We start from the raw sequence: 23,196 nt of genomic DNA, 5'->3' as shown, positions 1-23,196 counted from the left end.
GACCGTGATCGCTGCACCCTGTCGCGCCTGTCAGCGGCCTTGAGATCGCCGAGGCCGCCAGATCCGCCTGGCGATTGCCGGCTGTCGCTCGGAGTCCCGTTCGAGAGCTCGGCGGTGTCCGGCTATTACGGCGCAATAGCTTGCCGCCTCCGGGCGGCGGGCAGCCGGTCCGTCGCGTCGGTGCTCCGGCGGCGCCGTGTCGGTAGCCGACCGCGGCGGGCTATTACGGCGTAATAGGTGCCGCGTCGCCTCGAGCCAAGGGGCGGCTATTACGGCGTAATAGGTCCAAGCAGCCTCTGATGGACCCTCAGGAACCCGCTAACTAACGTGTTGATGCTTGCAACGATCTTGAACGTTAGTAAGGTGTCACCATGAGTTCGCCAGCCACCTCCAGCGACCGCGAGAAGGTCGTCTCCAAGCTGCCGGGATGGCTCCGGCAGAACCTCAAGGTTCGAGCCGCCCAGCACGGCATCGAGATCCAGGCAGCCGTCGAGCAGGGCATCCGAGACTGGTGCGCCCTCGCCTCCACTCCCCCGTCCGTCGACACCTCGGGCGCCGACTCCTTCGCCACCTTCCTGCCGCCAGGCCAGTGGGAGGAGTTCCGGCTGCTCGCCACGGACCGCCGGGTCTCCCTCATCCAGGGGCTGGCCCAGTCCGTCCAGTTGTGGCTCGACTCCAACCCCGCGCCGGATGTCGAGCGTCCCGAGGTCACCCGCCGCATCATCGTCTGCAACCAGAAGGGCGGCGTCGGAAAGACCGCGATCACCGCCGGTCTCGGCGAGGCGCTCTCCGAGGACGCCAACAGCCTGCACTCGGTGCGGGTGGCCAAGGCTCTCGCGCAGGCCCTGCGGGCGAGCGACGCCGACGCCGGTGACGAACCTGCCGCCGCCGACCCGCTGGACATCGAGAACCTGCCGGGCCTCGGGCTGCGCGTGCTGCTCGTCGACTTCGATCCGCAGTGCCACCTCACCAACCAGCTCGGCGGGGCTCCCCTGCCCATGAACGGGGACAGCCTCACCAACCACATGGCCGGTGACCCCAAGGGCGACCTCCGCGACCTGATCGTCTCCATCGACGAGGAGACCTTCGGAGGCCGGCTCCACCTCCTTCCGGCCTGCAACGACGCCTTCCTGCTCGACGTCCGGCTGTCCGCCGTACGCGCCAGGGAAGCGGCACTGGAGCGCGCCCTCTCGCCGCTGGAAGCCGACTACGACGTGATCCTCGTCGACTGCCCGCCGAGCCTCGGCCTGAGCATGGACGCCGCCGCGTACTACGGCCGACGCCGCGACGGAGAGAAGCCGGGACAGTCCGGGGCACTCATCGTCGTCCAGGCCGAGGACAGTTCCGCCGACGCCTACGAGCTGCTCACCACACAGATCGACGACCTGCGCGGTGACCTCCAGATCGACATCGACTACCTCGGCATCGTCGTCAACCTCTACGACTCCCGCCGCGGCTTCATCGCCACCTCCTCCCTCCAAGGGTGGATCGACATAAAGGATCCCCGGGTCGTCGGGCTGATCGGCGACCTCAAGGAACAGAAGGAAGCCGTCCGGATGAAGCGGCCCCTGCTGTCCTACGCCCCCAAGTCCCAGCAGGCGATCGGCATGCGCGCACTGGCCCGGGAGATCGCATGAGCAAGGCCGACCAGCTCGGCGCCGGCCGTTTCGGCGGGGGAGTGCGGCCGGTCAGCGCGCGCCGTCAGGCCGTCGCGGCCGTCACCGGCGTGCCCACCGACGGCGTCGCCCCGCCCGGCGAACTCCCGCCGCACCGCATCAGCCTGAACCCGGACAATCCCCGGTCGAGCCTCGGTGACCTCACCGACCTGGCGGGCAGCCTGAAGACCCACGGCCAGAAGCAGGCCATCACGGTGATGAACCGTGACGCCTACATCAAGGTCAACCCCGAGCGCGAAGCCGACCTCGAAGCCGACACCACCTATGTCGTCATCGACGGCAGCAGCCGGCTCGCCGCCGCCCGTGAGGCGCAGCTCCCCGCCATCAAGGTGATGGTCAGCGACGATCAGGGCAGCAACTCCGAGGAGCTGCTCGAATCCGCGCTGGTCGCCAACATCCACCGGCAGGACCTGAACGAGCTGGACGAGGCCCGTGCTCTGGAGCGGCTGCTGACCATCCACGGCAGTCAGACGGCTCTGGCCAAGCGGCTCCACCGGTCCCAGGGTTGGGTGTCGCAGCGGCTCGCCCTGCTCAAGCTCACGCCGGAACTCCAGAGCCGGATCGGGGTGGAGCCCATCGACCTGCTGCGTGCGGTCGCCGGCAAGCCGGTCACCGAGCAGGAGGCGGCACTCCAACACCTGAAGGACGAGCGGGCCCGCAAGGAGGAGGACCGGCGTGAGCCTCCGCGGGCGCAGCCGACGCCGAGCGAGGAGGCCGTCGATTATTACGGCGTAATAGGGGAGGGAGCGTCGAGCGGCTCGGCTTCGGGCGGCCACGGCGCCGCCACCAAGGGGACAGACCCGGGGGTTCCGGAGCGCGAGGGCTATTACGGCGTAATAGAGGAGAGCTCCTCGGCCAGGTCGCCCGCAGGCGACCAGTCGGCCGTCCCGGCGGTGGCGCCAGGGGAGGACGCGGAGGGCGAGGGCTATTACGGCGTAATAGGAGACGGTGCGGCCGACGAGACCGAGCCCTCCGTGCCGACCACGGCAGAGCAGACGCCGAAGCAGGCCGTGCCGGAGCCGCGGACGGACTCGTCCACGGGGAGCTCCGCCGACGAGGCCGCGGCTTCCGGTGACCGCGCGCGTAAGGTGCCGTACGGCGAACCCGGATCGCTCGCCATGCTCCTGGACACGAAGATCGAGTCCGACGAGGTCTTCTTCAGCCTCCTGGAGTTCCTGAACACCAAGGCGCTCGACCGGGATCCCGCACGGCTCGAAGAGCTCGCGCGCTCCGCCGTCGAGCAGGCCGCTGCTCGGGTCGGCTGAACCGAGGACACCGTTCAGAAGGGGCCGGCACTGCTGCCGGCCCCTTCCGGGTTCCCGGGAACTATTACGGCGTAATAGCTGCCCGCCCCGGTGCGGGGACGGTGCGGGTGTGCGGGCGGATCGAGTCGGGGCCCGAGGGCTATTACGGCGTAATAGGGGGTGAGGACTGCGGCAAGCAGGAGCCCCGGTGGACTGGTCGGCGGAGAGGGGGGCGCGGGCGGTGGGGGTCGGGGCTATTACGGCGTAATAGCCGACGGCGCTTCGCTTGGGGGCGGGGGCATCCCCTCGCCATGCTGCGCCGGAGCGCCGACCCGACGCACCGCCGTTTTCGTTGCCCCAGGACAGATGAGCACCCCCGCGTGGGGACGGTGCGGGCATGCGGGCCGCTTGAGTCGGGGGCCCGCGGGCTATTACGGCGTAATAGAGGGGGGGCGACGAGGGCCCGACGAGCGGGAGGCACTCGGTGGGTCCGTCGGTGGGTGCGGAGGGTGGCCGTGCGGAGGGCGGTGGGGGCGGGGGCTATTACGGCGTAATAGCCGGCTGCGCTTCGCGTGGGGGTGGGACAGGTGCCTGGGGGACTGCGCTGGAGTCCGAGGGGGCTTCTCAGCGGGAGCGGGCGGGGGACGGCTGCGCGGGCGCTATTACGGCGTAATAGCCGACGGAGCTGGTCGGACGTCCGGCTTCGGGGCGAGGCCGTGGGTAACGAGTGCCGCTGACGTACCGCCAGAAGGATGCGTGTACGAAGCACTTGAAATTGCGCACCGGTGAAGTAGCCGCACACTTGCCCGAGTTCCTAAGATCACGCAGAGCGTCCTGCAGGTCGCTGCTCGGAGTCGGAGCCAGAGGGGGCATTTTCATGGACCACGCGCACGGAGGACACGGCATGAGCGGGATGGGAGGCATGGGAAGTACCGTTTCTTCCATGGACACCCTGGGTGCCGTCCTCTTCATCGGGTGGGCCGTCGCGATGTGGGCCGCGGTTGTCGTGCTCGCCCTCGGGAACCGGGGCCAGGTCCGGCCGTGGCTGTACAAGACAGCGGTAGGCCTCATCGGGCTCGGTGTGATCGGGCAGATAGGTCACTTCCAGGAGCACGTGGCTCAGGTCGGCTACTGGGTGGCGCACCCGTACTCCCCGGCCTGGATGACTCCCTGGGCGAACGGTCTGTCGCGCGGCATGGGGCAGGTCGACTCGAGCAAGCCCATGCTCGGCATGGAGATCCTCCACCTGACGGGCAACTTCATCTTCCTGGCGGGCCTCGTCGGCATCGCGCAGATCACCCGCCGGGCCGCCGGAGAGCTCAAGTCCCGCAAGTGGGCCAAGATGGGCGTGTGGATGCAGACCATCCACGGCATTGAGCACGTGGTGCTGACCCTCTCCGTCGCGCTCGGCGCCAGCCGTGCCATCGGGCTGTCCACCTGGTTCGGGCTGATCGAACCGGGCCCGGCCCTCGTGACGTACCGGGTGTGGTGGCACTTCGTCGCCAACCTGATCGGCACGGCCATCCTCGCCATCGCGGTCTACCACCTGTGGAAGGAACGGCGCGCGGTCAAGGCCGGATACGGGGCCCCCGTGGCCGAGGTGTCCGAAGCGGGCGTGACGGCGGTCGTCGTCGACTCGGCGGACGCCGACCAGGCGGACGCCGGATCCGAGGAGAGCCCCGTGGCCGAGCCCACCCTGGCCGGGCGTTCCTGAGAGTCCTCGGTCGAGCCGGCCGCCGACGGTACGGCACCGGGTCTTCCATCCGATGGGACACGGCAACGCCAGCACAGACCGTGCGGGGAGGGGCGCCCGCAGGTGCCGTTCCTTCCCGGACAGCGGCCGCCGTCCACCGGTGTGCGGGGGACGCGGCCGGTGTCGGGGACGGCGTCGGGGCGGCAGCCACGGCAGAGCCCGGAGTGCCCCGGGCGGTGCGGGCGTTCGCAGCTCGGGCAGCAGGTCTTCGTGCGATGCGCGGGGGGTGGTGCGGGGGCGGCCACGGTGCGAGGGGTGCTCGGTGTGCCGTTCCCCTCGGCCGTTTCCCGGTGGGGGAGCGGTACGCCGTCCCGGCGGGCGGCCGCCCGCTGCGCGACGACCTCCTGGCAGACGCGGCAGCGTGCGCCGGTGGACCAGAGCACGCCCGTTTCGCAGTCCGGATGCGCACAGCCCCAGCGGGGCAGCGCGACGCCCAGCAGCCAGCGGCCCCCGTCGCGGATGTCGGCGACCACGGTCTGTGCTAGTCGTTGCGTGAGTCTGTCCCGCAGCCGCTCCACGGGTGTGCCGTCGCTGAGTTGGCGCGCGATCTCCTGGCCGATCCGGCGCTGCACGTAGGTGTTCTCCTTGGTGAGCAGGAAGCGGACCGGCTCCAGTACGGCGTGGAGCCTGTCGCTGAACGTCAGTCGGGGTCCGGAGTAGGGCTTTCCGGGGGTGGGGGAGAGGGCGGGTTCGTCATCCGCGCGCAGCGCGAACCCACCCCCTGCCCGGCCGGGGCCAGGTTTTTCGCGCGCGGTGTCGACGGCCTTGTCCACCGGTACCTCGCCTACGGCGGGTGAGACAGGCACAGCGTCGTTCTCGGGTCGGTCAGTCTTCAGGTCTTCCTTGTACGCGAGCGAACGGTCATCAACTTCGGGACCCGATCGGTCATCAAGTACGGGACACGCACAGGCGGGTTGGGCGTTGACGACGAACTCGTGGCGCCCCTGGAGACCGGCTCGCCGCAGTACGTCGATCCAGCCCGAGGCGGCCAGTTCGTCGATGATGCGGCCTGTCGCGTCGATGCTGATGGCCTCGCCGGCGCGGGGGCCGGAATGGTGGCGCAGGAAGCCGGCGAGGACGCCCTCGGTCAGGGGGATCCTCTGCACGACGGCATGGGCGATGAGCGCGTAGGCGCGCAGCAGCCGGGGGCGCAGGTGTTCGCTCGCGGTCACGGGCAGCCAGACGAACCGCTCGGTGGGCTCCAGGGGGCGGACCCGGCGGCGTGCGGTGGTGCCGCGGCCGCCCGGCAGGGAACGGCGTGTGTTCAACGGGAGTTCGACGACGCCGTCGAGCGCGGGGGTACGCAGTTGTGCCAGGCCGCGTTGAACGGTCGACGCCGAAAGACCCAGATACGCGGCGAGGGTGGCGACCCCTGCGGTGCAGCCCTCTTGCCGTAGGCCGAGCGCCTTGACCTTGATGTAGACACTGAGTGCCGCGTCGGAGTAGTGGGGCGATTCGACGAGCCGCATGGGCACCTTCACCCGTCCGCGAGGCAGGGCAGGTGTCCCGCAGCGGTGGGATTCAGCCGGAGATTGGCTGGATGTCGGCAGGTAGTAGCTGGCATCACAGCGGCCTCCCGCCACATAAACGTGGTGAGGGGGCTGGTGCATTACGAAACTCTGGTTCATCATGGAGAGGTCTCTGGCTAGATGGAGAGTTCTCTGGCTAGATGGAGAGTTCTCTAAGGAGAGGTCTCTGGCTTGGAGATGTCTCTGTGTAGGAGGCATGCGGAAGCCGTCGTTCGGCGGCTGACTGGTTTTGGCAGAACCAGTCATCCGTTTCTCGGGCTGGCACCCGGAAACGGGCCTTCGCCCGTCGAGTTGGCTCTCGACGGGCGGGGTGAAGAGACCGCGGACCCCAGTGCTGGCGCACTGGGGATCGGTCGGCGAAGTCCCCCTGGCAGGGCACTACTCGTGCGCGTTCTACATCATCCCCCCCGGCACACCGTCGTGTTTTGCTGCGGTGTGGTGTGGTGTGGTGTCCCTCGTTTCTCAGAGCGTAGCGGCGTCCGCGAGTTCCGCCGTCGCGTTGAAGGCGAAGGAACCTTTCTGCCTGGCATTGACACGCAGAGTGCGTCGTTCACCGGATGAAGAGGACGTCGTGGCTATCTGCTCCGCCTCGATCCAGCAGGGTTCGTCGAACTCGACGTAGCGGTTGAACGAGACGTCGAGCGACACGGGCAGGGCCGCCCCCGCCTGCGCGGGATCCATGGCGTGGCCTGCCTGCCGGACGGCCTCCAGCAGGAGCATGCCCGGCACGTGGTCGACCGGGTGGTCGAACAGCACGGGATGGCTGGTGTCGACGCGCAGTTGCCAGCGAGCGTTCTCCTCGGTCGGCGACAGGACGATGTCCTGCCGGCGCAGGCGGCCCACGGAAGCCCGCGAGACCGGCTCGATCGGCTCCGGGACGGCCGCGAAGATCTCCTCGAGGTTCCGGCCCGCCCGCAGGCGCTGATAGACCGCGGGGGAGTGACTGTTGAACCGGATGCTGGCCATGGCCAGCAGGGAGCCGGCGCGGACGGCCTCCAGGTGCATGACCATGGTGCGCGGCATCTTGCCCTGGTACTTGATGTCCGTGCAGGTCACGTGGAGTTCGATCTCCGCGGGCCGGGGTTCGATGCGCAACGCCTGCGGATTGATGGCGTACTGCAGGCGCGACCAGCTGATCTGGTGCCCGAAGGGCATGTGGTAGCCGACGTGCATGAGCAGCAGACCCGTCTGCCGCACCGTCTCGCTCAGCAGCAGCGGGTCGTACAGGCCGTGCTCGGAGCTGTAGAAGCTGTGGCTGCGCGGCCACTGCGCGGTAACCGTGAAGCTGTCGGGCCCCCCCTTGCTCCAGCCGGTCAGGAACACCTCTGACAGGGCTGCGCGGTGCACGTACTCCCTCGCGACGGTCGTCGTCAGCGCGGGCTCTCTTACCGCCTTGGGCCGTTCCGTGGTGATGAGCATGCCTCTCCCCCTGGCGCTCGGACGCGGTGGCCCCTCCTCTACCGATCGAGGGGGCCGACCTGTAAAATAAGGGTGTTCGTTTTTTTTGTCGAGAGAGTCGAGACCAGCAATGGCCGAGCCGAAGCAGGAGAGGGCAGTTCGGACGCGCGATGCGATCCTGACTGCGGCCGCCGAGATCTTCGACGAGTACGGGTACAGCGGCGCGAGTATCAGCAAGATCATGAATCGCGCCAACGTCACCCAGGGTGGGATGTACTTCCACTTCAAGTCCAAGCGGGAGCTGGCGCAAGCCGTTCTGACGCACCAGCAGGACTTCGTCGCACGTCCGGCCGCGGGGTTCGGCCTTCAGGGACTCGTCGACCTCACGTTCTTCACCGCGCACCAGCTGATGGGCAACGTGCTGTTCCGGGCGAGCGTCCGACTCGCCGTCGAGCAGGGCGAGTTCGGGCCGCGCGACGACACGGCCTACCAGGAGTGGGTCGAGCAGCTGTACGTCCACCTGTGCGCCGCGCGTGAGCATGGCGAGCTGCTTCCCGAGGTCGACGAACGGGAGTTCGCCAACGTGCTGGTGGGCGCGTACACCGGAACGCAGGTCTTCTCCAACATCGCCAGCGCCTACGCGGACCTTCCCGAACGCCTGGTGTCGATGTGGCGGTACTTCCTTCCGGCCATCGCCACCGCGCAGGGCCGGGCCCGGGTGAAGCTGCCCGCGGGCGTCGCGAGACACGCGGCGTGAGACGCACGCGTGTGGTGCTGACCGGCGCCACCGGCTTCATCGGGTCGGCGACCTTACGACGACTGGCCCGGTTGCGGGACGAGACCGGCGCGGCGGCGCCCGTGTTCGTCAGCGTGGTGGGCAGACGACTGCCCGCCAGGGCCGCGGCGTTGGCCGACGACTGGACGCCGGCCGATCTCGAAGAGCCCGGCAGTCTGCGGGGCGTCTGTGAGGGTGCGGACGTGCTGCTGCACCTCGCGGCCTCGCAGAGCTCCGACGAAGCGCACGGCACGGCGGTGAACGTCCACGGGACCGCCGCGCTGATGCGCGAGGCCCACCGGTCCGGGGTGCGGCGGATCGTCCATCTGTCGACGGCGGCCGTCTACGGGCCGGGCCCGCACCGCGGCATAGGCGTGGACGAAGTCGCCCCCGCGCCCCTGTCCGTTCCCAGCCGTACGCGGCTGGCCGGTGAGAAGCACGCCCTGGCGGCCGGGGCCTGCGTCCTGCGACCCGGCCTCGTGCTGGGGCACGGGGACCTGTGGGTCGTTCCCGCCCTCGCCCGACTCGTCACCGCCGTGCCGGCCCTGTGGGACGGTGGGCGCGCCCGCGTCTCCATGGTCGCCGTGGAGGACCTCTCGCGCCTCATCACGCACATCGCGACGGCGTCCCCCCTGCCCGGCCCCGGTGTCTGGCACGCCAGCCATCCCGACCCGGTGACCACCGGCGACCTCCTGGCGGTGCTGTCACGGCATATCGGCCTGCCGGCGGTCTCGGCCGAACTGGCCTGGGACGAGTGCCGCGCTCGCCTGCGGGCATCGGCATGCGGGCTGAGCGAGCGTCAGTTCGCCCTGGTGGCACGCGACCACTGGTACGACAGCCGGGAGATCTGGCGCCGTACGGACTGCGACCCCGGGCCCGGCCCGCTGGCCCGGGTGCCGGAGTCCGCATCCTGGTACCGAGCCCTACTGGCGCTCGCCCCCGGGCACGGCCGCTGACGGCTCGAGGACGACCGGGTTCGTGGCAGCGGCAGGGAAGGGGCCGCCGGGTGCGTTCGGCCCCGCGTCGACCGCCACTCCCGCGATGGCCACGTGCCACAGCCGCTTGAGCTGCGCGACCGCGCTCTCGAACGCCACGTCCGAGCCCATACGGCTGCGCAGATAGGCCTCCGCACCGCTGGTCAGGTACTCGACCAGTGTCGTGACGTCCGCGGGCAGGGCAGCCGCACGAAGCTGACCGGTTTCATGTGCCTCGTCCAGCAGTTTGCGCACCGTCGGCAGCCAGACCTCCGACCACGGGACGGCGTCCGGACGCTCCCGGCTCAGGCGGATGGCGGCACGGACGGACGGCTCCCGCTCCATCAGCTGGGCCAGTATCAGCGTCAGATCGACCACCACGCGCAGCGCCGACCGGGGTTCGGCGAGGACACCCTCCAGCGCCGCACGGGTCACCGAGCGCCCCGACTGCTGGACCGCGTCGGCCAGATCGTTCTTGGACGAGAAGTGGAAGGTGACGGCGCCTATGGACACGCCGACCGCCTTACTGATGCGCGACAGTGACGTGCCTTCGTAGCCGGCGCGGTCGAACTCCGACGCCGCCGCTCTGACCAGGGCCTCGCGCGTACGCATGGCCCTTTCCTGCTTCACCATGCCGTCTCCTGAAGAGGGCTGCCGGCCGCCGGTGTACGCAGGGGTGCCGCCCCCGGGCAGCGCACCGCCGTGCTGTCTGTGGCCGAGTCGAGGAGTGCCTCAGAGGACCACTTTTGCGCCAGCTTTACGTAGGCGGCAACCCGGAGTTGCCCAAGATGCGTGAGTCGGCCACCGTCCTCGCAGCAAGGGCAAGTGTGCAGGTCAGAGCCTCCATACCGGGCAAGTGCGGGGCGCTGTCCTGGTGCTGGCGCGACCACCGTGTCGCAAGGCCCGGCGAGGGCCGACTTGGCGAAGTGCATCCGGCAACTCTCCTTAGTCGCGAAAAAAAGAGGGCGTTCGCTATTATTTTAGCGTGGCCAGCAGTCGCCGGCCGATGTCAGGAAGGGAACTTGCCATGGTCACGCACGCTTTGATGAACTCACAGGCCTCGCTCCCGGCCTTCGCCGAGAGCGTCTTCGAGTGCCTGCCGCGCAGCGACCAGCGGCGCTGGGCGCAGGCCTACGTGCAGGGCCTGCTCGTCACCCCGGGCAAGAAGACGGTCCGACGTCTGGCCGAGGCCGTCGCCGCCTCGCCCGCCGCCTCGCAGTCACTGCACCAGTTCGTCAGCGCCAGCCCCTGGGACCCGATGCCGGTCCGGGCGGAACTCACCCGGTGGGTCGAGCAGCGCGTCACTCCGCGCGCCTGCGTGATCAGCGCGGCGATGCTGCGCAAGCGCGGCGAGCACTCCTGCGGTGTCCACCGCCGCTTCCTCGCCTCCACCGGCCGCTCGGTGACCTGCCAGGTGGGCGTCGGCATGTTCCTTTCCTCCTACGAGCAGGCCGTGCCGGTCGACTGGCGCCTGCTGCTTCCCGGTTCGTGGGTGAAGGACCACGAGCGCCGCGTGCGGACCAAGATCCCCGCCGAGGTGGGCCCCCGCTCCGTCGAGCAGCACGCCCTCGACCTCGTCGACACCCTCGCCGGCAACAGCCGTACCGCGCCCCTGCCGGTCGTCGCCGACCTGGAGGCCGCCGGCGGGACCCACGCGACCTCCCTGATCCACGGACTCACGCTGCGCGGACGGGACTTCGTCGTCGCCGTCCCGGACCGCCTCCAGGTCGCCCTGGGCCGGCGCCTGCGCATGCAGAGCCCGAACGGCGAGGACGGGCAGGGCCTGGTGCTCGCGGCCCGCAGTCTGTTCGAGTTCGATTCCGGCACCCTCACCCGGATGGAGAGCGTGGCCCCGTGGGACGGGCGCGGCCGGCACACCACCGTCATGTCCGGCTTCGTACGGCTGCCCGGAACGGGACAGGGCGGCGAGCGCGCCGAGCGCACGTACCGGCTCTTCGCCATCCGCCCGGAGGGAGGGCGGCGCCCCCTGCAGCTGTGGCTGACCAGCCTGACCCACGCCCGTATGGAGTCGGTCCTGGCGCTGACGCGGACGCTCGCACAGGCCGAGGGGTCCGTGCGCGCGATGTCCGACAACTTCGGCCTGCTCGACTTCGAGGGGCGTTCCTACCCGGGCTGGCACCACCACATGACGCTGGTGTCCGCCGCGTACGCCTACAGCAGCTTCGACCGGCGCCCGACCGGCGGCGGGGAGCGGCTGCTCGTCGCGGCCTGACGGCTCCGGCGAATCCGTGACAGCTTCGCCAAGTCGAGTACCTTCACACAACTCGCCCCGCTCTAGAGTGAACTCATGCTGAGACACACGTACGAGGGACAGGACTGCAACCTCGCGCGGTCCCTGGAGGTGATCGGCGAGCGCTGGACGTTGCTGATCATCCGATCGGCGCTGCTCGGCACCACGCGCTTCGACGGCTTCCTGTCGCACCTGGACATCGCGCGCAACGTACTGACCACCCGGCTGAGCCGGCTGGTCGACCACGGCATCATGGAGCGGGTGCCCTACCAGGACAAGCCGGTGCGGCACGAGTACCGGCTCACCCCGGTGGGCCGCGACCTGACCCGGGCGGTCGTCGCCCTGATGCAGTGGGGGGACCGCAACCTGCCCCACGAACTCGGACCGCCGCGACGCGCCGACCACCTCGGCTGCGACGGCACCGTCGAGGTCGAACTGCGCTGCACACAGTGCGGCCGCGCCGTCCACGACGAAGAGGTCGACGTCCGCCGGATCCGCTGAACAACGCTGACCAGCGCACGGACGAAGATGCTTGTCCGGCACCGGCTCCTCCACGATGACAGCCCCGCCGCCGGAGAGGGAGCGGCGCGTACGAGGAGGCGTCCGTGCCCGCACTGGGAGCACTGCGCAGGCTGATCATGGCTCCGTCCCTGGAGGACGTCGGCTTCGCACGGCGAGGCTTCGACGTGACACCGACCGCGTCGACCCGCCAGCTGGAAGCCGTTCCGCAGGCAGTGGTCACCGGCTTCGAATGGGGCATCGAAGACCGCGACACCGCCACCACCGAGCGCCGGCTGGCGCTCGTCGACCCGCTCAACCGGGGCTTCGCCTACGAGGGCGCCACCATGGCCTGCGCGATCCGCGACACGATGGGCCCCAAGGGCCACCGCACCGCCGATCTGATGCGCGGCGGCGGCAGGCCGCACATCTTCCTCAACTACATCGGCATCGGCTTCGCCATGGCCAAACTGCCCAGGCCGCTGTGGAAGAAGCTCGTCCCGGACCTGGACGAGCCCGACCTGTACCCGGCGATGAGCTGGCTGTGCGTCGACGGCTACGGGTTCGACCGCGCCTACTTCGACACCCCCACCTGGGTGGACGGACAGCGCCTCGACGCCCCCTACGCCTGGGACGGCGCCCCCTCCTACTGGCAGCGCGCCTTCGACCAGGGTGTCGGCCGCGCGCTGTGGTTCATCCACGGCGGCCACGTGGGCAACGTGTCCGCGGCCGTAGGGGCGTTCGCCGGCGACCGCAGGGCCGACCTGTGGAGCGGCGTCGGCCTCGCCTCGACCTTCGCGGGCGGCACGACGGCGGCCGGCCTGAGCGCACTGCACACGGAGGCGGGCGACCTCGCCGGCCACCTCGCGCAGGGCGCGGTGTTCGCCGCCAAGGCCCGCCACCACGCGGGGTACGTTCCCGAGCACAGCAGCGCCGCGGTGCACGCGTTCACCGGGCGCACCGTCGAGGCCGTCGCGCGGCTCGCCGACGACTGCGCGGCCACCGCCCCCGAGGACGGCACCGGACCGGCCTACGAGGTCTGGCGCCGCAATGTGCGCCGGCAACTGAGCGCCGCCGTTGTTTGAGCACATCTGAAGTAGACGCCCCTCCGAGGCCCCTGACTACATTCGATTCGCTGGGGATTCAAGGGATTCGAGAGGGGCGGTTCACTGCTGTGTCCAGTTTCTTTGGCGCTTTCAGGCGCCGATTGCTCACACCTCCGGTTTCCGAGACGACCATGGAGGTGCGCGGTTTTCATGTGAAGAACGCGGAAGCAAAGCAACGCCTCGAGTGCATCGGCGAGGTGTTCCTCAAGGGGTACGCCTACGCGGTGGAGGCGGGCTCGCCCGCCGAGGCCGAGGAACTGCTGGAGACCGTCCCGCGGGACATGCGCGGCTTCGCCTACGAGGGCGCCGGCATGGGCGCGGCGGTGTACGACTCGCTGCCCGGACACGGCGGCCGGCTCCAGGGGCTGCTGGCCGGCCGGGGCCGCGACCACGACTACATGATCTACGTCGGCATCGGCTGGGCGATGGCCCGCCTGCCCAAGCCGCTGTGGCCCGACATCCGCTCCACCGACCCGCTGCTGCGCTGGCTGGCACTGGACGGCTACGGGTTCCACCAGGCGTACTTCAAGACCGGCGCGTACGTGCGCACCCCGCAGGTGCAGCACCCCTTCCGCTGGCGCGGCGGTCACAACCACTACACGGCCAACGCCATCGACCAGGGCATCGGCCGCGCCCTGTGGTTCGTCGGCGGCACCGACCCCGACGTCGTCACCGGCCTGATCCGCGCCTACCCCGAGCACCGGCACTCCGACCTCTACGCGGGCGCCGGCCTCGCCTGCGCCTACGCCGGCAGCGTCGGCGAGGACGAACTCGCCCGCTTCGTCGAGGGCGCGGGCGAGCACCGCTGGGCGCTCGCCCAGGGGTCCGCGTTCGCCACCGAGGCGCGGATCAAGGCCGGCACGGTCATCGACCACACCCACCTCGCGGCCCGCGTGGTGTGCGGCACGACGGCCGAGGGTGCCGCGCAGGTGTGCCGTGACACCCGGCCCCGTACGCCCGAGGCCGCCGGCCCGTTCCCGGCCTACGAGGCATGGCGCCACGACATCGCCGCGCAACTCGCTTCCTCGTCGCTCGTTTCGAAAGGTGCTGACCAGTGACGGTCGCAAAGAACTGGATTCGCAGAAATTCACCGGGAATAGTCGCCCTGGCCCTGATGGTGGGCACTTTCTACGGTGTCCGGCTGCCTGAGTCCTCGGCCGCCGAGGTCGACAGCCTGGCAAAGAATTACTCGTTCGAGCCGATGTCCATCGCCGAGCCCGCCGGATTCAAGAAGCAGGAGATCCGGCAGGTCAACAAGGCGTACAAGCACATCGCCGCGTGGATCTCCTCGGTCGGTGCGGGTATCGCCGTCAACGACATGGACGGGGACGGGCTGTCCAACGACCTGTGCGTCGTCGACCCGCGCATCGACCAGGCCTTCGTCACCCCGGCACCGACGCGCAAGGACGCCTACGCGCCGTTCGCGCTGAACCCGGCGCCGCTCGGCACCAGCAGGACGATGGCGCCCATGGGCTGTGTGCCCGGCGACTACAACGAGGACGGCAGGATCGACCTCCTCGTCTACTACTGGGGCCGCACCCCGGTCATCTTCGAGAACCAGGCCCGCAAGGGGCAGCCGCTGACGGCGCGCTCCTTCCGGCCGACCGAGCTGCTGCCCGGCAAGTCCGGCGCGAAGTACACCGGCCCGATGTGGAACTCCAACGCCGCCGCCGTCGCCGACTACGACGGTGACGGCCACGCCGACATCTTCATCGGCAACTACTTCCCCGACAGCCCCGTCCTGGACCCGACCAAGGACGGCGACGTCACCATGAACGCCTCGCTGTCGCACGCCACCAACGGCGGCGGGGGCCACTTCTTCCGCTGGACGAAGAACGGCTACGAGAAGGTCGACGACGCCATCCCGCAGGGCATCAACCACGGCTGGACGCTCGGCGCCTCCGCGGCCGACCTGGACGGCGACCACCTGCCGGAGATGTTCCTCGCCCACGACTTCGGAACCTCCGCGCTGCTGTACAACGAATCCAAGCCGGGCACGATCAAGTTCGCCCAGGTCAAGGCCGTGCACAGCGGCAGCGTGCCCAAGTCCAAGGAACTGGGCCGCAGCTCGTTCAAGGGCATGGGCGTCGACTTCGGCGACCTGGACCACGACGGCCTGTACGACATGTTCGTCAGCAACATCACGACGTCGTTCGGTATCCAGGAGTCGAACTTCGCCTTCTTCGACCAGGCCAAGAGCAAGGCCGACCTGCGCAAGAGCTTCCAGAAGGGCGAAGCGCCGTTCAAGGACAAGTCCTCCGGTCTCAACCTCGCCTGGTCCGGCTGGGGCTGGGACGTGAAGATGGGCGACTTCGACAACAACGGCGACCTGGAGATCACCCAGGCCAACGGCTTCGTCAAGGGCAAGACCAACCGCTGGCCGCAGCTCCAGGAACTCGCCACCGCCAACGACGCCCTCGTGGCCAACCCGCAGTGGTGGCCCAACGTCCGCCACGGCGACGACCTGGCCGGCAACCAGCGCATGCGCTTCTACGCCAAGAACCCCGCGACCGGCAAGTACGTCAACCTGTCCGAGGCCCTCGGCATCGGCGAGCCGATGCCCACCCGCGGCCTCGCCACCGCCGACGTCGACGGAGACGGCCGTCTGGACCTGGCGGTGGCCCGCCAGTGGGGCGAGCCGGTCTTCTTCCACAACGTCAGCCGGCACACCGGCGCCTACCTGGGCCTGACGCTCACCCACCCCGACGGCGCCCCCGTCGTGGGCGCGGAGGTCTGCGTCCAGCTGCCCGACGGCACCAAGCGCGTCGACCGCATCGACGGCGGCGGCGGCCACTCCGGCAAGCGCAGCACCGACATCCACATCGGCCTCGGCAAGGGGGTCAAGGGCCCGCTGCCCACCCAGATCACCTGGCGGGACCGCAACGGTGACGTCCACGAGCAGGAAATGACGCTGAAGCCGGGCCGGCACAGCATCGAACTCGGCGACCTGGCCAAGGAGAAGTGACCATGTCCCCCCAGACCAACGCACCACGCCACAACCCGAAGGTCGTCACGGCCCTGCGCCGGTTCGCGATCTCCATCTCCGTACTGAACATCTTCGGATACACGGTGCTGGGCTTCGAGCAGCCCTGGACCTGGCCGCTGATCGCCCTGGCCACCGCCTACTCGCTCGAGATCGTCCTGGAGATCATCGGCGCCCGCGCCGAAGGCCGCACGGCACGCTTCCGCGGCAACGGCCCCCGCGGCGTCATGGAGTTCCTCTACCCGGCCCACATCACCGGTCTCGCGGTGAACATGCTGTCGTACGTCAACGACATCGTGTGGGTCATGATGTTCGGCGTCGTCGTCGCCGTCGGCACCAAGTGGGTGCTGCGCGCCCCGGTCAAGGGCCGCATGCGGCACTTCATGAACCCGTCGAACTTCGGCATCGCCGTCATCCTGGTGCTGTTCCCGTGGGCGTCCATCGCGCCGCCGTACCAGTTCACCGAGTACCTGGACGGCGGCTTCGACTGGCTCGTGCCGGCCATCATCCTCTCGCTCGGCACGATGCTGAACGCCAAGCTCACCGAGCGGATGTGGCTGATCCTCGCCTGGGTCGGCGGCTTCGCCCTGCAGGCGATCGTCCGCGGCCTGCTGTTCGACACCTCCATCCCCGCGGGCCTCGCGATGATGACCGGCGTGGCGTTCGTTCTCTTCACGAACTACATGATCACGGACCCGGGCACGACGCCGTCCTCCAAGTGGGGACAGATGGCCTTCGGCGGCGGTGTCGCCGCCCTGTACGGCGTGGTGACCGCGCTGGGCATCGCCTACGGCCTGTTCTTCGCCACCGCGCTCGCCTGCGCCGTCCGGGGCACCTTCCTGTGGACCGCCGACATCGTGGCGCGCAAGCGGGCCGAGGAGGCCCTCGCCCTCGCCGCCGTCACCCGTTCCGTCGAACAGGCCGACGCCGCCCGCAAGGACGCCGCCGAGGCGGCCGCCGACACCGCCGCCGCGTGCGCCTGCCCGGAAGGCGCCTGCTCCTGCCCCGCCCCGGCGAACGCCGAGGCCGAGACCTGCGCGTGCCCGGAAGGCGCCTGCTCCTGCCCCGCCCCGGCGAACGCCGAGGCCGAGACCCTGAGGACACCGGTGGTCGCATGACCAGAATCGCCATCGTCGGCATGGCCTGCCGCTATCCCGACGCAACCGACCCGAAGGAACTGTGGGACAACGCCGTCGCCGGACGGCGTGCGTTCCGCCGCCTGCCCGACGTCCGGATGAACCTGGACGACTACTGGGACGCGGACCCGACCACCCCCGACGCCTTCTACGCCCGCAACGCCGCGGTCATCGAAGGCTACGAGTTCGACCGGATCGCCCACCGCATCGCCGGTAGCACCTTCCGGTCGACCGACCTGACCCACTGGCTCGCCCTGGACACCGCCGGACGCGCCCTCGCCGACGCCGGGTTCCCGGCCGGTGAGGGCCTGCCCCGCGAACGCACCGGCGTCGTCGTCGGCAACACCCTCACCGGCGAGTTCGCCCGCGCCAACGTCATGCGGCTGCGCTGGCCGTACGTACGGCGGGTGATGGCCGCCGCCCTCCAGGGCGAACAGGACTGGGACGAGGACCGCATCGCGCACTTCCTCGACGACGTCGAGGCGGCCTACAAGGAGCCGTTCCCCGCCATCGACGAGGACACCCTCGCCGGGGGACTCGCCAACACCATCGCCGGCCGGATCTGCAACCACTTCGACCTCAACGGCGGCGGATACACCGTCGACGGCGCCTGCTCCTCCTCGCTGCTCTCGGTCACCACCGCGGGCACCGCGCTGGTCAACGGCGACATCGACGTCGCCGTCGCCGGCGGCGTGGACCTGTCGATCGACCCCTTCGAGATCATCGGCTTCGCCAAGACCGGCGCGCTGGCCAAGGGCGAGATGCGCCTGTACGACCGCGGCTCCAACGGCTTCTGGCCGGGCGAGGGCTGCGGCATGATCGTCCTGATGCGGGAGGAGGACGCCCTCGCCGCCGGCCACCGCATCTACGCGACCATCGCGGGCTGGGGCGTGTCCTCCGACGGCCAGGGCGGCATCACCCGCCCCGAAGTCAGCGGATACCAGCTGGCCCTCTCACGGGCCTACGAGCGCGCGGGCTTCGGCATCGAGACGGTCGGGCTCTTCGAGGGCCACGGCACCGGCACCGCCGTCGGCGACGCCACCGAGCTGACCGCCCTGATGGGCGCGCGCCGCCAGGCCGACCCGGACGCACCGCCCGCCGCCATCACCTCCATCAAGGGCATGATCGGCCACACCAAGGCCGCCGCCGGCGTCGCCGGTCTGATCAAGGCGGCCATGGCCGTCAACCACCAGACCCTGCCGCCGGCCATCGGCACCGTCGACCCGCACGAACTGCTCGCCGACGACAAGGCCAACCTCAAGGCCCTGCGCAAGGCCGAGGCATGGTCCGAGGAGGCACCGCACCGGGCCGGCGTCACCGCCATGGGCTTCGGCGGCATCAACACCCACATCGTCCTCGACGAGCCCACCGGCCGGCGCCGTACGGCCCGCAGCCGGCGCTCCGGCACCCTCGCGCACGCCCCGCAGGACTGCGAACTCCTCGTCCTGGACGGCGACTCCCCGAAGGCGCTGCGCGCCCGGCTCGCCGAGGTCGCCGCATTCGTGAGCCGGGTCTCCTACGGCCAGGTCGCCGACCTCGCCGCCACGCTCCAGCGCGAGCTGCGCGGTCTGCCGCACCGCGCGGCCGTCGTCGTCTCCTCACCCGAGGACGCCGAACGCCGCCTGACCCACCTGGCCGACCTGCTGGAGGCCGGGGAGACGGCGTACACCGCGGCCGACGGCCGCGGCTTCCTCGGCCGGGCCACCGGGCGCGCCCGGATCGGCTTCCTCTTCCCGGGCCAGGGGTCCGGCCACGGCGCCGACGGAGGGGCGCTGTGCCGCCGGTTCCCCGAGGCCGCCGAGGTCTACGCCCGGGCCGCGCTGCCCACCACCGGCGACATGGTCGCCACCGACGTGGCGCAGCCGCGCATCGCCACCGGCTCCGCGGCGGGCCTGCGCGTCCTCGACGCGCTGCGTCTGGAGGCGTCGGTCGCCGTCGGGCACAGCCTGGGCGAACTGTCCGCCCTGCACTGGGCGCAGGCCCTCGACGAGGACACCCTCCTGGAGGCGGCACGGGTACGGGGCCGGGCCATGGCCCGGCACGGCGCCCCCGGCACGATGGCCTCGCTCGGCGCGAGTCCCGAGCGGGCCGGGGAGCTCCTCGCGGGCCTCGACGCCGTCGTCTCCGGGTACAACGGCCCGAAGCAGACGGTGATCGCCGGCTCTCCGGCGGACATCGAGGAGGTGCAGCGCCGCGCCGAACTGGCCGAGGTCACCTGCACCCGCCTCAACGTCTCGCACGCCTTCCACTCGCCGCTCGTCGCCGACTCCGCCGAGACCTTCGGCACCTGGCTGGCCACCACCCACCTGGACGCCCCGGCCGGCCGGATCGTCTCCACCGTCACCGGTGAGGCACTGGCACCCGGCACGGACCTGGCCGCCCTGCTCACCGAGCAGATCACCGGCCCCGTCCGCTTCACCCAGGCGGTGAGCGAGGCCGCCCGCACCGTCGACCTGTTCATCGAGGTCGGGCCCGGACGGGTGCTCACCGGCCTCGCCCAGACCACCACCGGTGTGCCCGCCGTCGCCCTCAACACCGACGACGAGTCGTTGCGCAGCCTGCTGGGCGCCATCGGCGCCGCTTTCGTCGCCGGCGCACCCGTGGCCCTGGAGCGGCTCTTCGAGGACCGGCTCATCCGGCCGCTCCAGGTCGGCCAGGAGTTCTCCTTCTTCGCGAGCCCCTGCGAGCAGGCCCCCCGCGCGGAGGCCGCGGCAACGCGCCGCCCGCGGACGGCCGCCCCGCAGGCGCCGACTCCGCGCCAGGAGCAGACGGCTCAGGCACAGGCTCCCGCGTCCGCCGCGACCGCCGAACCGGCGGCGCCCGCCGCCGAGGAGACGGCAGCGGAGGCCGCCGACGCGCTCGAGGTGCTGCGCGCCCTCGTCGCGGAACGCGCCGAACTCCCCGCCGACCTGGTCGACCCCGACAGCCGGCTGCTGGACGACCTGCACATGAGCTCCATCACCGTGGGCCAGATCGTCAACCAGGCGGCGTCCCGCCTCGGGATCGCCGCCGCGCAGGTGCCGACCAACTTCGCCACCGCCACCCTGGCCGAACTGGCCGAGGCGCTGGACACCCTGGTCAGCACCGGCGGCGCCGTGGAGTCCGGCACCCCCGTCGTCGCGGGCGCGGCTCCCTGGGCCCGGCCCTTCGCCGTCGACCTCGACGAGGTCGCCCGGCCGTACGCCGTGGCCGTCGCCGACGGCGGCAACGGCCGCGGCGACTGGGAACTGTTCGCCACCGACGGCCACCCCTACGCCGAACAGCTGCGCGGGAAGCTGGCGGAGTCCGGCGTCGGCGCCGGCGTCCTCGCCGTGCTGGCCAAGGGCTGCGGGCGGCAGGAGGTGGAGCGGGTGCTGGCCGCCGCGCACAGCGCGCTTGCCGGCGACCGCGCACGGCGCTTCGTCCTCGTCCAGGACGGCCGCGGCGCCGCGGGCCTGGCCAAGACCCTGTACCTGGAGGCACCGCACCTGCGCACCACCATCGTCCACACCCCGGCCTCGCCGGACGTGCTGGAACGGGTCGTGGGCGAGGTCGCGGCGACCACCCGGTTCACCGAGGTCCACTACGACGACGCCGGGGCGCGCCGGGTGCCGACCCTGCGGGCGCTGCCCGTGGCGGCGCAGCGCACCGAGTCCCCGCTGGGCGCCTCCGACGTCCTGCTGGTGACCGGCGGCGGCAAGGGCATCTCCGCCGAGTGCGCGCTGGCCGTGGCCCAGCGCACCGGCGCCAAGCTGGCCGTCCTCGGCCGGTCCGACCCGGCCCAGGACCCCGAACTCGCCGAGAACCTGGAGCGGATGCGTGCCGACGGGGTCCGCGTGCACTACGCGCGCGCCGACGTCACCGCCCCCGAGCAGGTCGCCGCCGCCGTGGCCGAACTGACGGAGGAACTGGGCGCGATCACCGGCCTGCTGCACGGCGCCGGACGCAACGAGCCGAACGCGCTGGGGCGGCTCGCCCCGCAGGACTTCGAGCGGACCTTCGCCCCGAAGGTCGACGGACTGCGCACCGTCCTGGACGCCGTGGGCGCCGCCGGCCTGAAGCTGCTGGTCACCTTCGGCAGCATCATCGGCCGGGCCGGTCTGCGCGGTGAGGGCCACTACGCCACCGCCAACGAGTGGCTGGCCGACCTCACCGAGGAGGTCGCCCGCACCCACCCGGGTCTGCGTGCCCGCTGCGTGGAATGGTCGGTGTGGTCGGGCGTCGGCATGGGCGAGAAGCTCTCCGTCGTCGAGTCCCTGTCCCGCGAGGGCATCACCCCGGTCTCCCCGGACCAGGGCGTGGACATCCTGCTGCGCCTGATCGAGGACCCGGACGCGCCCGTCGTCACGGTCGTCAGCGGCCGTACCGAGGGCATCGACACCGTCCGCCGGGACCTGCCCGCCCTGCCGATGCTGCGCTTCACCGGCAACCCGCTGGTGCGCTACCACGGCGTCGAGCTGGTCACCGAGGTCGAGCTGAACGCCGGCACCGACCCCTACCTGTCCGACCACCTGCTCGACGGCAACCTGCTGCTGCCCGCCGTCATCGGCATGGAGGCCATGACCCAGGTCGCCTCCGCGGTGACCGGCAACGCCGGCGCCCCGGTCATCGAGGGCGCGAAGTTCCTGCGGCCCATCGTCGTGCCGCCGAACGGCAGCACCCGGATCCGGATCGCGGCGACCGTCACCGGCCCCGACGCCGTCGACGTCGCCATCCACGCCGAGGACACCGGCTTCGTGGCCGAGCACTTCCGGGCCCGGCTGCTGTTCGACGCGGCGGCGGCGCCCGACGGGCCGCCGCTGCAGGTGCCCGAGGACACTCCGGTCGTCCCCCTGGACCCGGCCGCCGACCTGTACGGCAGCGTCCTGTTCCAGGGCGCCCGCTTCCAGCGGCTGCACCGTTTCCACCGGGCCGCCGCCCGCCACGTGGACGCCGAAGTCACCGTGCAGCAGCGGCCCGAGGGCTGGTTCGCCGGATTCCTGCCCGGTGAGCTGCTGCTCGCCGACCCGGGCATGCGCGACGCGCTCATGCACGGCAACCAGGTGTGCGTCCCGGACGCCACCCTGCTGCCGTCCGGCGTGGAACGGATCCACGCGCTCGGCTCCGGCGACCACGTGCCCGACCGGCTGCGGTACACGGCCGTCGAACGCAGCCGCGACGGCGACACCTACGTGTACGACATCGCGGTGCGCGACGAGCACGGCACCGTCGTCGAACGCTGGGACGGCCTGACCCTGCACGCCGTGCGCAAGACCGACGGCTCCGGGCCGTGGGTCGCCCCGCTGCTCGGCCCGTACCTGGAGCGCTCCCTGGAGGACGTCGTCGGCAGCCGGATCGCCGTCGCCGTCGAGCCGCACGGGGAGACCCCGGCCGGCTCCGTCGCCCAGCGCCGCAGCTTCACCGCGGACGCGGCGGCCCGCGCCCTGGGCAGCCCCGTCGCGGTCCGGCACCGCCCGGACGGGCGGCCGGAACTGGAACCGGAACGGCACATGTCGATGTCGGCGGCCCACGGCCTGGGGGTCACCCTCAGCGCCGTCTGCGACACCGAGGTGGCTTGCGACATCGAGGCGGTCAGCATGCGCTCGGCCGACGAGTGGCGCGGGCTGCTCGGCGAGCACGCCGCCGTCGCCGAACTGGTCGCCCGGGAGACGGGCGAGGCGCCGGACACCGCGGCCACCCGGGTGTGGGGCGCCGTGGAGTGCCTGCGCAAGGCCGGCATCATGGCCGGCGCCCCGCTGACGGTGCTGCCGCGCCGCAAGGACGCCTGGGTGGTCTTCGCCGCCGGCGACCTGCGGATCGCGACCTTCGTCACCGCGCTGCGCGACGCCCTGGAGCCGGCCGTCTTCGCGTTCCTCACGCACGAGACGCACCTCACCGAAGGGAGGTCCTGAGCC

The 23,196-nt window shown here is 71.0% G+C and carries 14 protein-coding genes; 12 read left to right on the top strand and 2 right to left on the bottom strand.

Translation table 11 applies throughout. From position 1 onward, the window contains the following. The first annotated feature begins 371 nt into the window (after positions 1-371). The 3 genes from ACF08B_RS35475 to ACF08B_RS35465 all read left to right on the top strand — a co-directional run bounded on the left by ACF08B_RS35475 (position 372) and on the right by ACF08B_RS35465 (position 4,634). Entirely contained in the window at positions 372-1,637 is a 1,266-nt protein-coding gene (locus tag ACF08B_RS35475; protein ID WP_392321157.1) for a ParA family protein, read from the top strand. Continuing rightward, on the top strand, positions 1,634-2,941 hold the full coding sequence (locus ACF08B_RS35470) for a ParB/RepB/Spo0J family partition protein (protein ID WP_392321156.1): 1,308 nt from the start codon (positions 1,634-1,636) through the stop codon (positions 2,939-2,941). The genes ACF08B_RS35475 and ACF08B_RS35470 overlap by 4 nt, the downstream gene beginning before the upstream one ends. Before the next feature lie 856 nt (positions 2,942-3,797). After that, entirely contained in the window at positions 3,798-4,634 is an 837-nt protein-coding gene (locus ACF08B_RS35465; RefSeq protein ID WP_392321155.1) for a DUF6008 family protein, read from the top strand. Between the two features lie 2,030 nt (positions 4,635-6,664). Here ACF08B_RS35465 and ACF08B_RS35460 read toward each other — a convergent pair. Beyond that, positions 6,665-7,621: a ScbA/BarX family gamma-butyrolactone biosynthesis protein gene (locus ACF08B_RS35460; protein ID WP_392321154.1), complete on the bottom strand. Its 957-nt coding sequence runs from the start codon at positions 7,619-7,621 to the stop codon at positions 6,665-6,667. 109 nt (positions 7,622-7,730) lie between these two features. Here ACF08B_RS35460 and ACF08B_RS35455 point away from each other — a divergent pair, with 109 nt between their 5' ends. Beyond that, positions 7,731-8,357 (top strand): ScbR family autoregulator-binding transcription factor, encoded by a 627-nt coding sequence (locus tag ACF08B_RS35455; protein ID WP_392321153.1) that lies wholly within the window; start codon positions 7,731-7,733, stop codon positions 8,355-8,357. Then, positions 8,354-9,331 (top strand): NAD-dependent epimerase/dehydratase family protein, encoded by a 978-nt coding sequence (locus ACF08B_RS35450; RefSeq protein ID WP_392321152.1) that lies wholly within the window; start codon positions 8,354-8,356, stop codon positions 9,329-9,331. Before ACF08B_RS35455 ends, ACF08B_RS35450 begins: the two co-directional genes overlap by 4 nt. Here ACF08B_RS35450 and ACF08B_RS35445 read toward each other — a convergent pair. Then, on the bottom strand, positions 9,299-9,982 hold the full coding sequence (locus ACF08B_RS35445) for a TetR family transcriptional regulator (RefSeq protein ID WP_392321151.1): 684 nt from the start codon (positions 9,980-9,982) through the stop codon (positions 9,299-9,301). The genes ACF08B_RS35450 and ACF08B_RS35445 overlap by 33 nt on opposite strands. A gap of 412 nt (positions 9,983-10,394) precedes the next feature. Here ACF08B_RS35445 and ACF08B_RS35440 point away from each other — a divergent pair, with 412 nt between their 5' ends. From ACF08B_RS35440 to ACF08B_RS35410, 7 genes are all read left to right on the top strand, one after another. Then, on the top strand, positions 10,395-11,582 hold the full coding sequence (locus ACF08B_RS35440; RefSeq protein WP_392321150.1) for an IS701 family transposase: 1,188 nt from the start codon (positions 10,395-10,397) through the stop codon (positions 11,580-11,582). A gap of 75 nt (positions 11,583-11,657) precedes the next feature. Beyond that, a complete protein-coding gene (locus ACF08B_RS35435; RefSeq protein ID WP_392321149.1) occupies positions 11,658-12,101 on the top strand; it encodes a winged helix-turn-helix transcriptional regulator in 444 nt (147 codons plus the stop codon). Between the two features lie 104 nt (positions 12,102-12,205). Further along, on the top strand, positions 12,206-13,183 hold the full coding sequence (locus ACF08B_RS35430) for a DUF1702 family protein (RefSeq protein ID WP_392321148.1): 978 nt from the start codon (positions 12,206-12,208) through the stop codon (positions 13,181-13,183). An 89-nt stretch (positions 13,184-13,272) separates the two neighbouring features. Continuing rightward, complete coding sequence (locus ACF08B_RS35425) at positions 13,273-14,262, top strand: DUF1702 family protein (RefSeq protein ID WP_392321147.1); 990 nt, start codon at positions 13,273-13,275, stop codon at positions 14,260-14,262. 56 nt (positions 14,263-14,318) lie between these two features. Then, a complete protein-coding gene (locus ACF08B_RS35420) occupies positions 14,319-16,169 on the top strand; it encodes a CRTAC1 family protein (protein ID WP_392321146.1) in 1,851 nt (616 codons plus the stop codon). A 2-nt stretch (positions 16,170-16,171) separates the two neighbouring features. After that, positions 16,172-17,305 carry an enediyne biosynthesis protein gene (locus tag ACF08B_RS35415; protein ID WP_392321145.1) on the top strand — a complete coding sequence of 378 codons (1,134 nt, stop codon included), beginning with the start codon at positions 16,172-16,174 and terminating at the stop codon, positions 17,303-17,305. Continuing rightward, positions 17,302-23,193: an SDR family NAD(P)-dependent oxidoreductase gene (locus tag ACF08B_RS35410; RefSeq protein ID WP_392321144.1), complete on the top strand. Its 5,892-nt coding sequence runs from the start codon at positions 17,302-17,304 to the stop codon at positions 23,191-23,193. The genes ACF08B_RS35415 and ACF08B_RS35410 overlap by 4 nt, the downstream gene beginning before the upstream one ends. The last annotated feature ends 3 nt before the right edge of the window (positions 23,194-23,196 follow it).

The organism is Streptomyces sp. NPDC015139, from assembly GCF_043079785.1.
Lineage (GTDB): Bacteria > Actinomycetota > Actinomycetes > Streptomycetales > Streptomycetaceae > Streptomyces > Streptomyces albidocamelliae.
This window is presented reverse-complemented; position numbering and strand designations above follow the sequence as displayed.

Bases quoted from the DNA above. Each gene is read 5' to 3' on its own strand.
- ACF08B_RS35475 (WP_392321157.1), top strand. From the start codon at position 372: ATGAGTTCGCCAGCCACCTCCAGCGACCGCGAGAAGGTCGTCTCCAAG.
- ACF08B_RS35470 (WP_392321156.1), top strand. From the start codon at position 1,634: ATGAGCAAGGCCGACCAGCTCGGCGCCGGCCGTTTCGGCGGGGGAGTG.
- ACF08B_RS35465 (WP_392321155.1), top strand. From the start codon at position 3,798: ATGGACCACGCGCACGGAGGACACGGCATGAGCGGGATGGGAGGCATG.
- ACF08B_RS35460 (WP_392321154.1), bottom strand. From the start codon at position 7,621: ATGCTCATCACCACGGAACGGCCCAAGGCGGTAAGAGAGCCCGCGCTG.
- ACF08B_RS35455 (WP_392321153.1), top strand. From the start codon at position 7,731: ATGGCCGAGCCGAAGCAGGAGAGGGCAGTTCGGACGCGCGATGCGATC.
- ACF08B_RS35445 (WP_392321151.1), bottom strand. From the start codon at position 9,982: ATGGTGAAGCAGGAAAGGGCCATGCGTACGCGCGAGGCCCTGGTCAGA.
- ACF08B_RS35440 (WP_392321150.1), top strand. From the start codon at position 10,395: ATGAACTCACAGGCCTCGCTCCCGGCCTTCGCCGAGAGCGTCTTCGAG.
- ACF08B_RS35435 (WP_392321149.1), top strand. From the start codon at position 11,658: ATGCTGAGACACACGTACGAGGGACAGGACTGCAACCTCGCGCGGTCC.
- ACF08B_RS35420 (WP_392321146.1), top strand. From the start codon at position 14,319: ATGGTGGGCACTTTCTACGGTGTCCGGCTGCCTGAGTCCTCGGCCGCC.
- ACF08B_RS35415 (WP_392321145.1), top strand. From the start codon at position 16,172: ATGTCCCCCCAGACCAACGCACCACGCCACAACCCGAAGGTCGTCACG.
- ACF08B_RS35410 (WP_392321144.1), top strand. From the start codon at position 17,302: ATGACCAGAATCGCCATCGTCGGCATGGCCTGCCGCTATCCCGACGCA.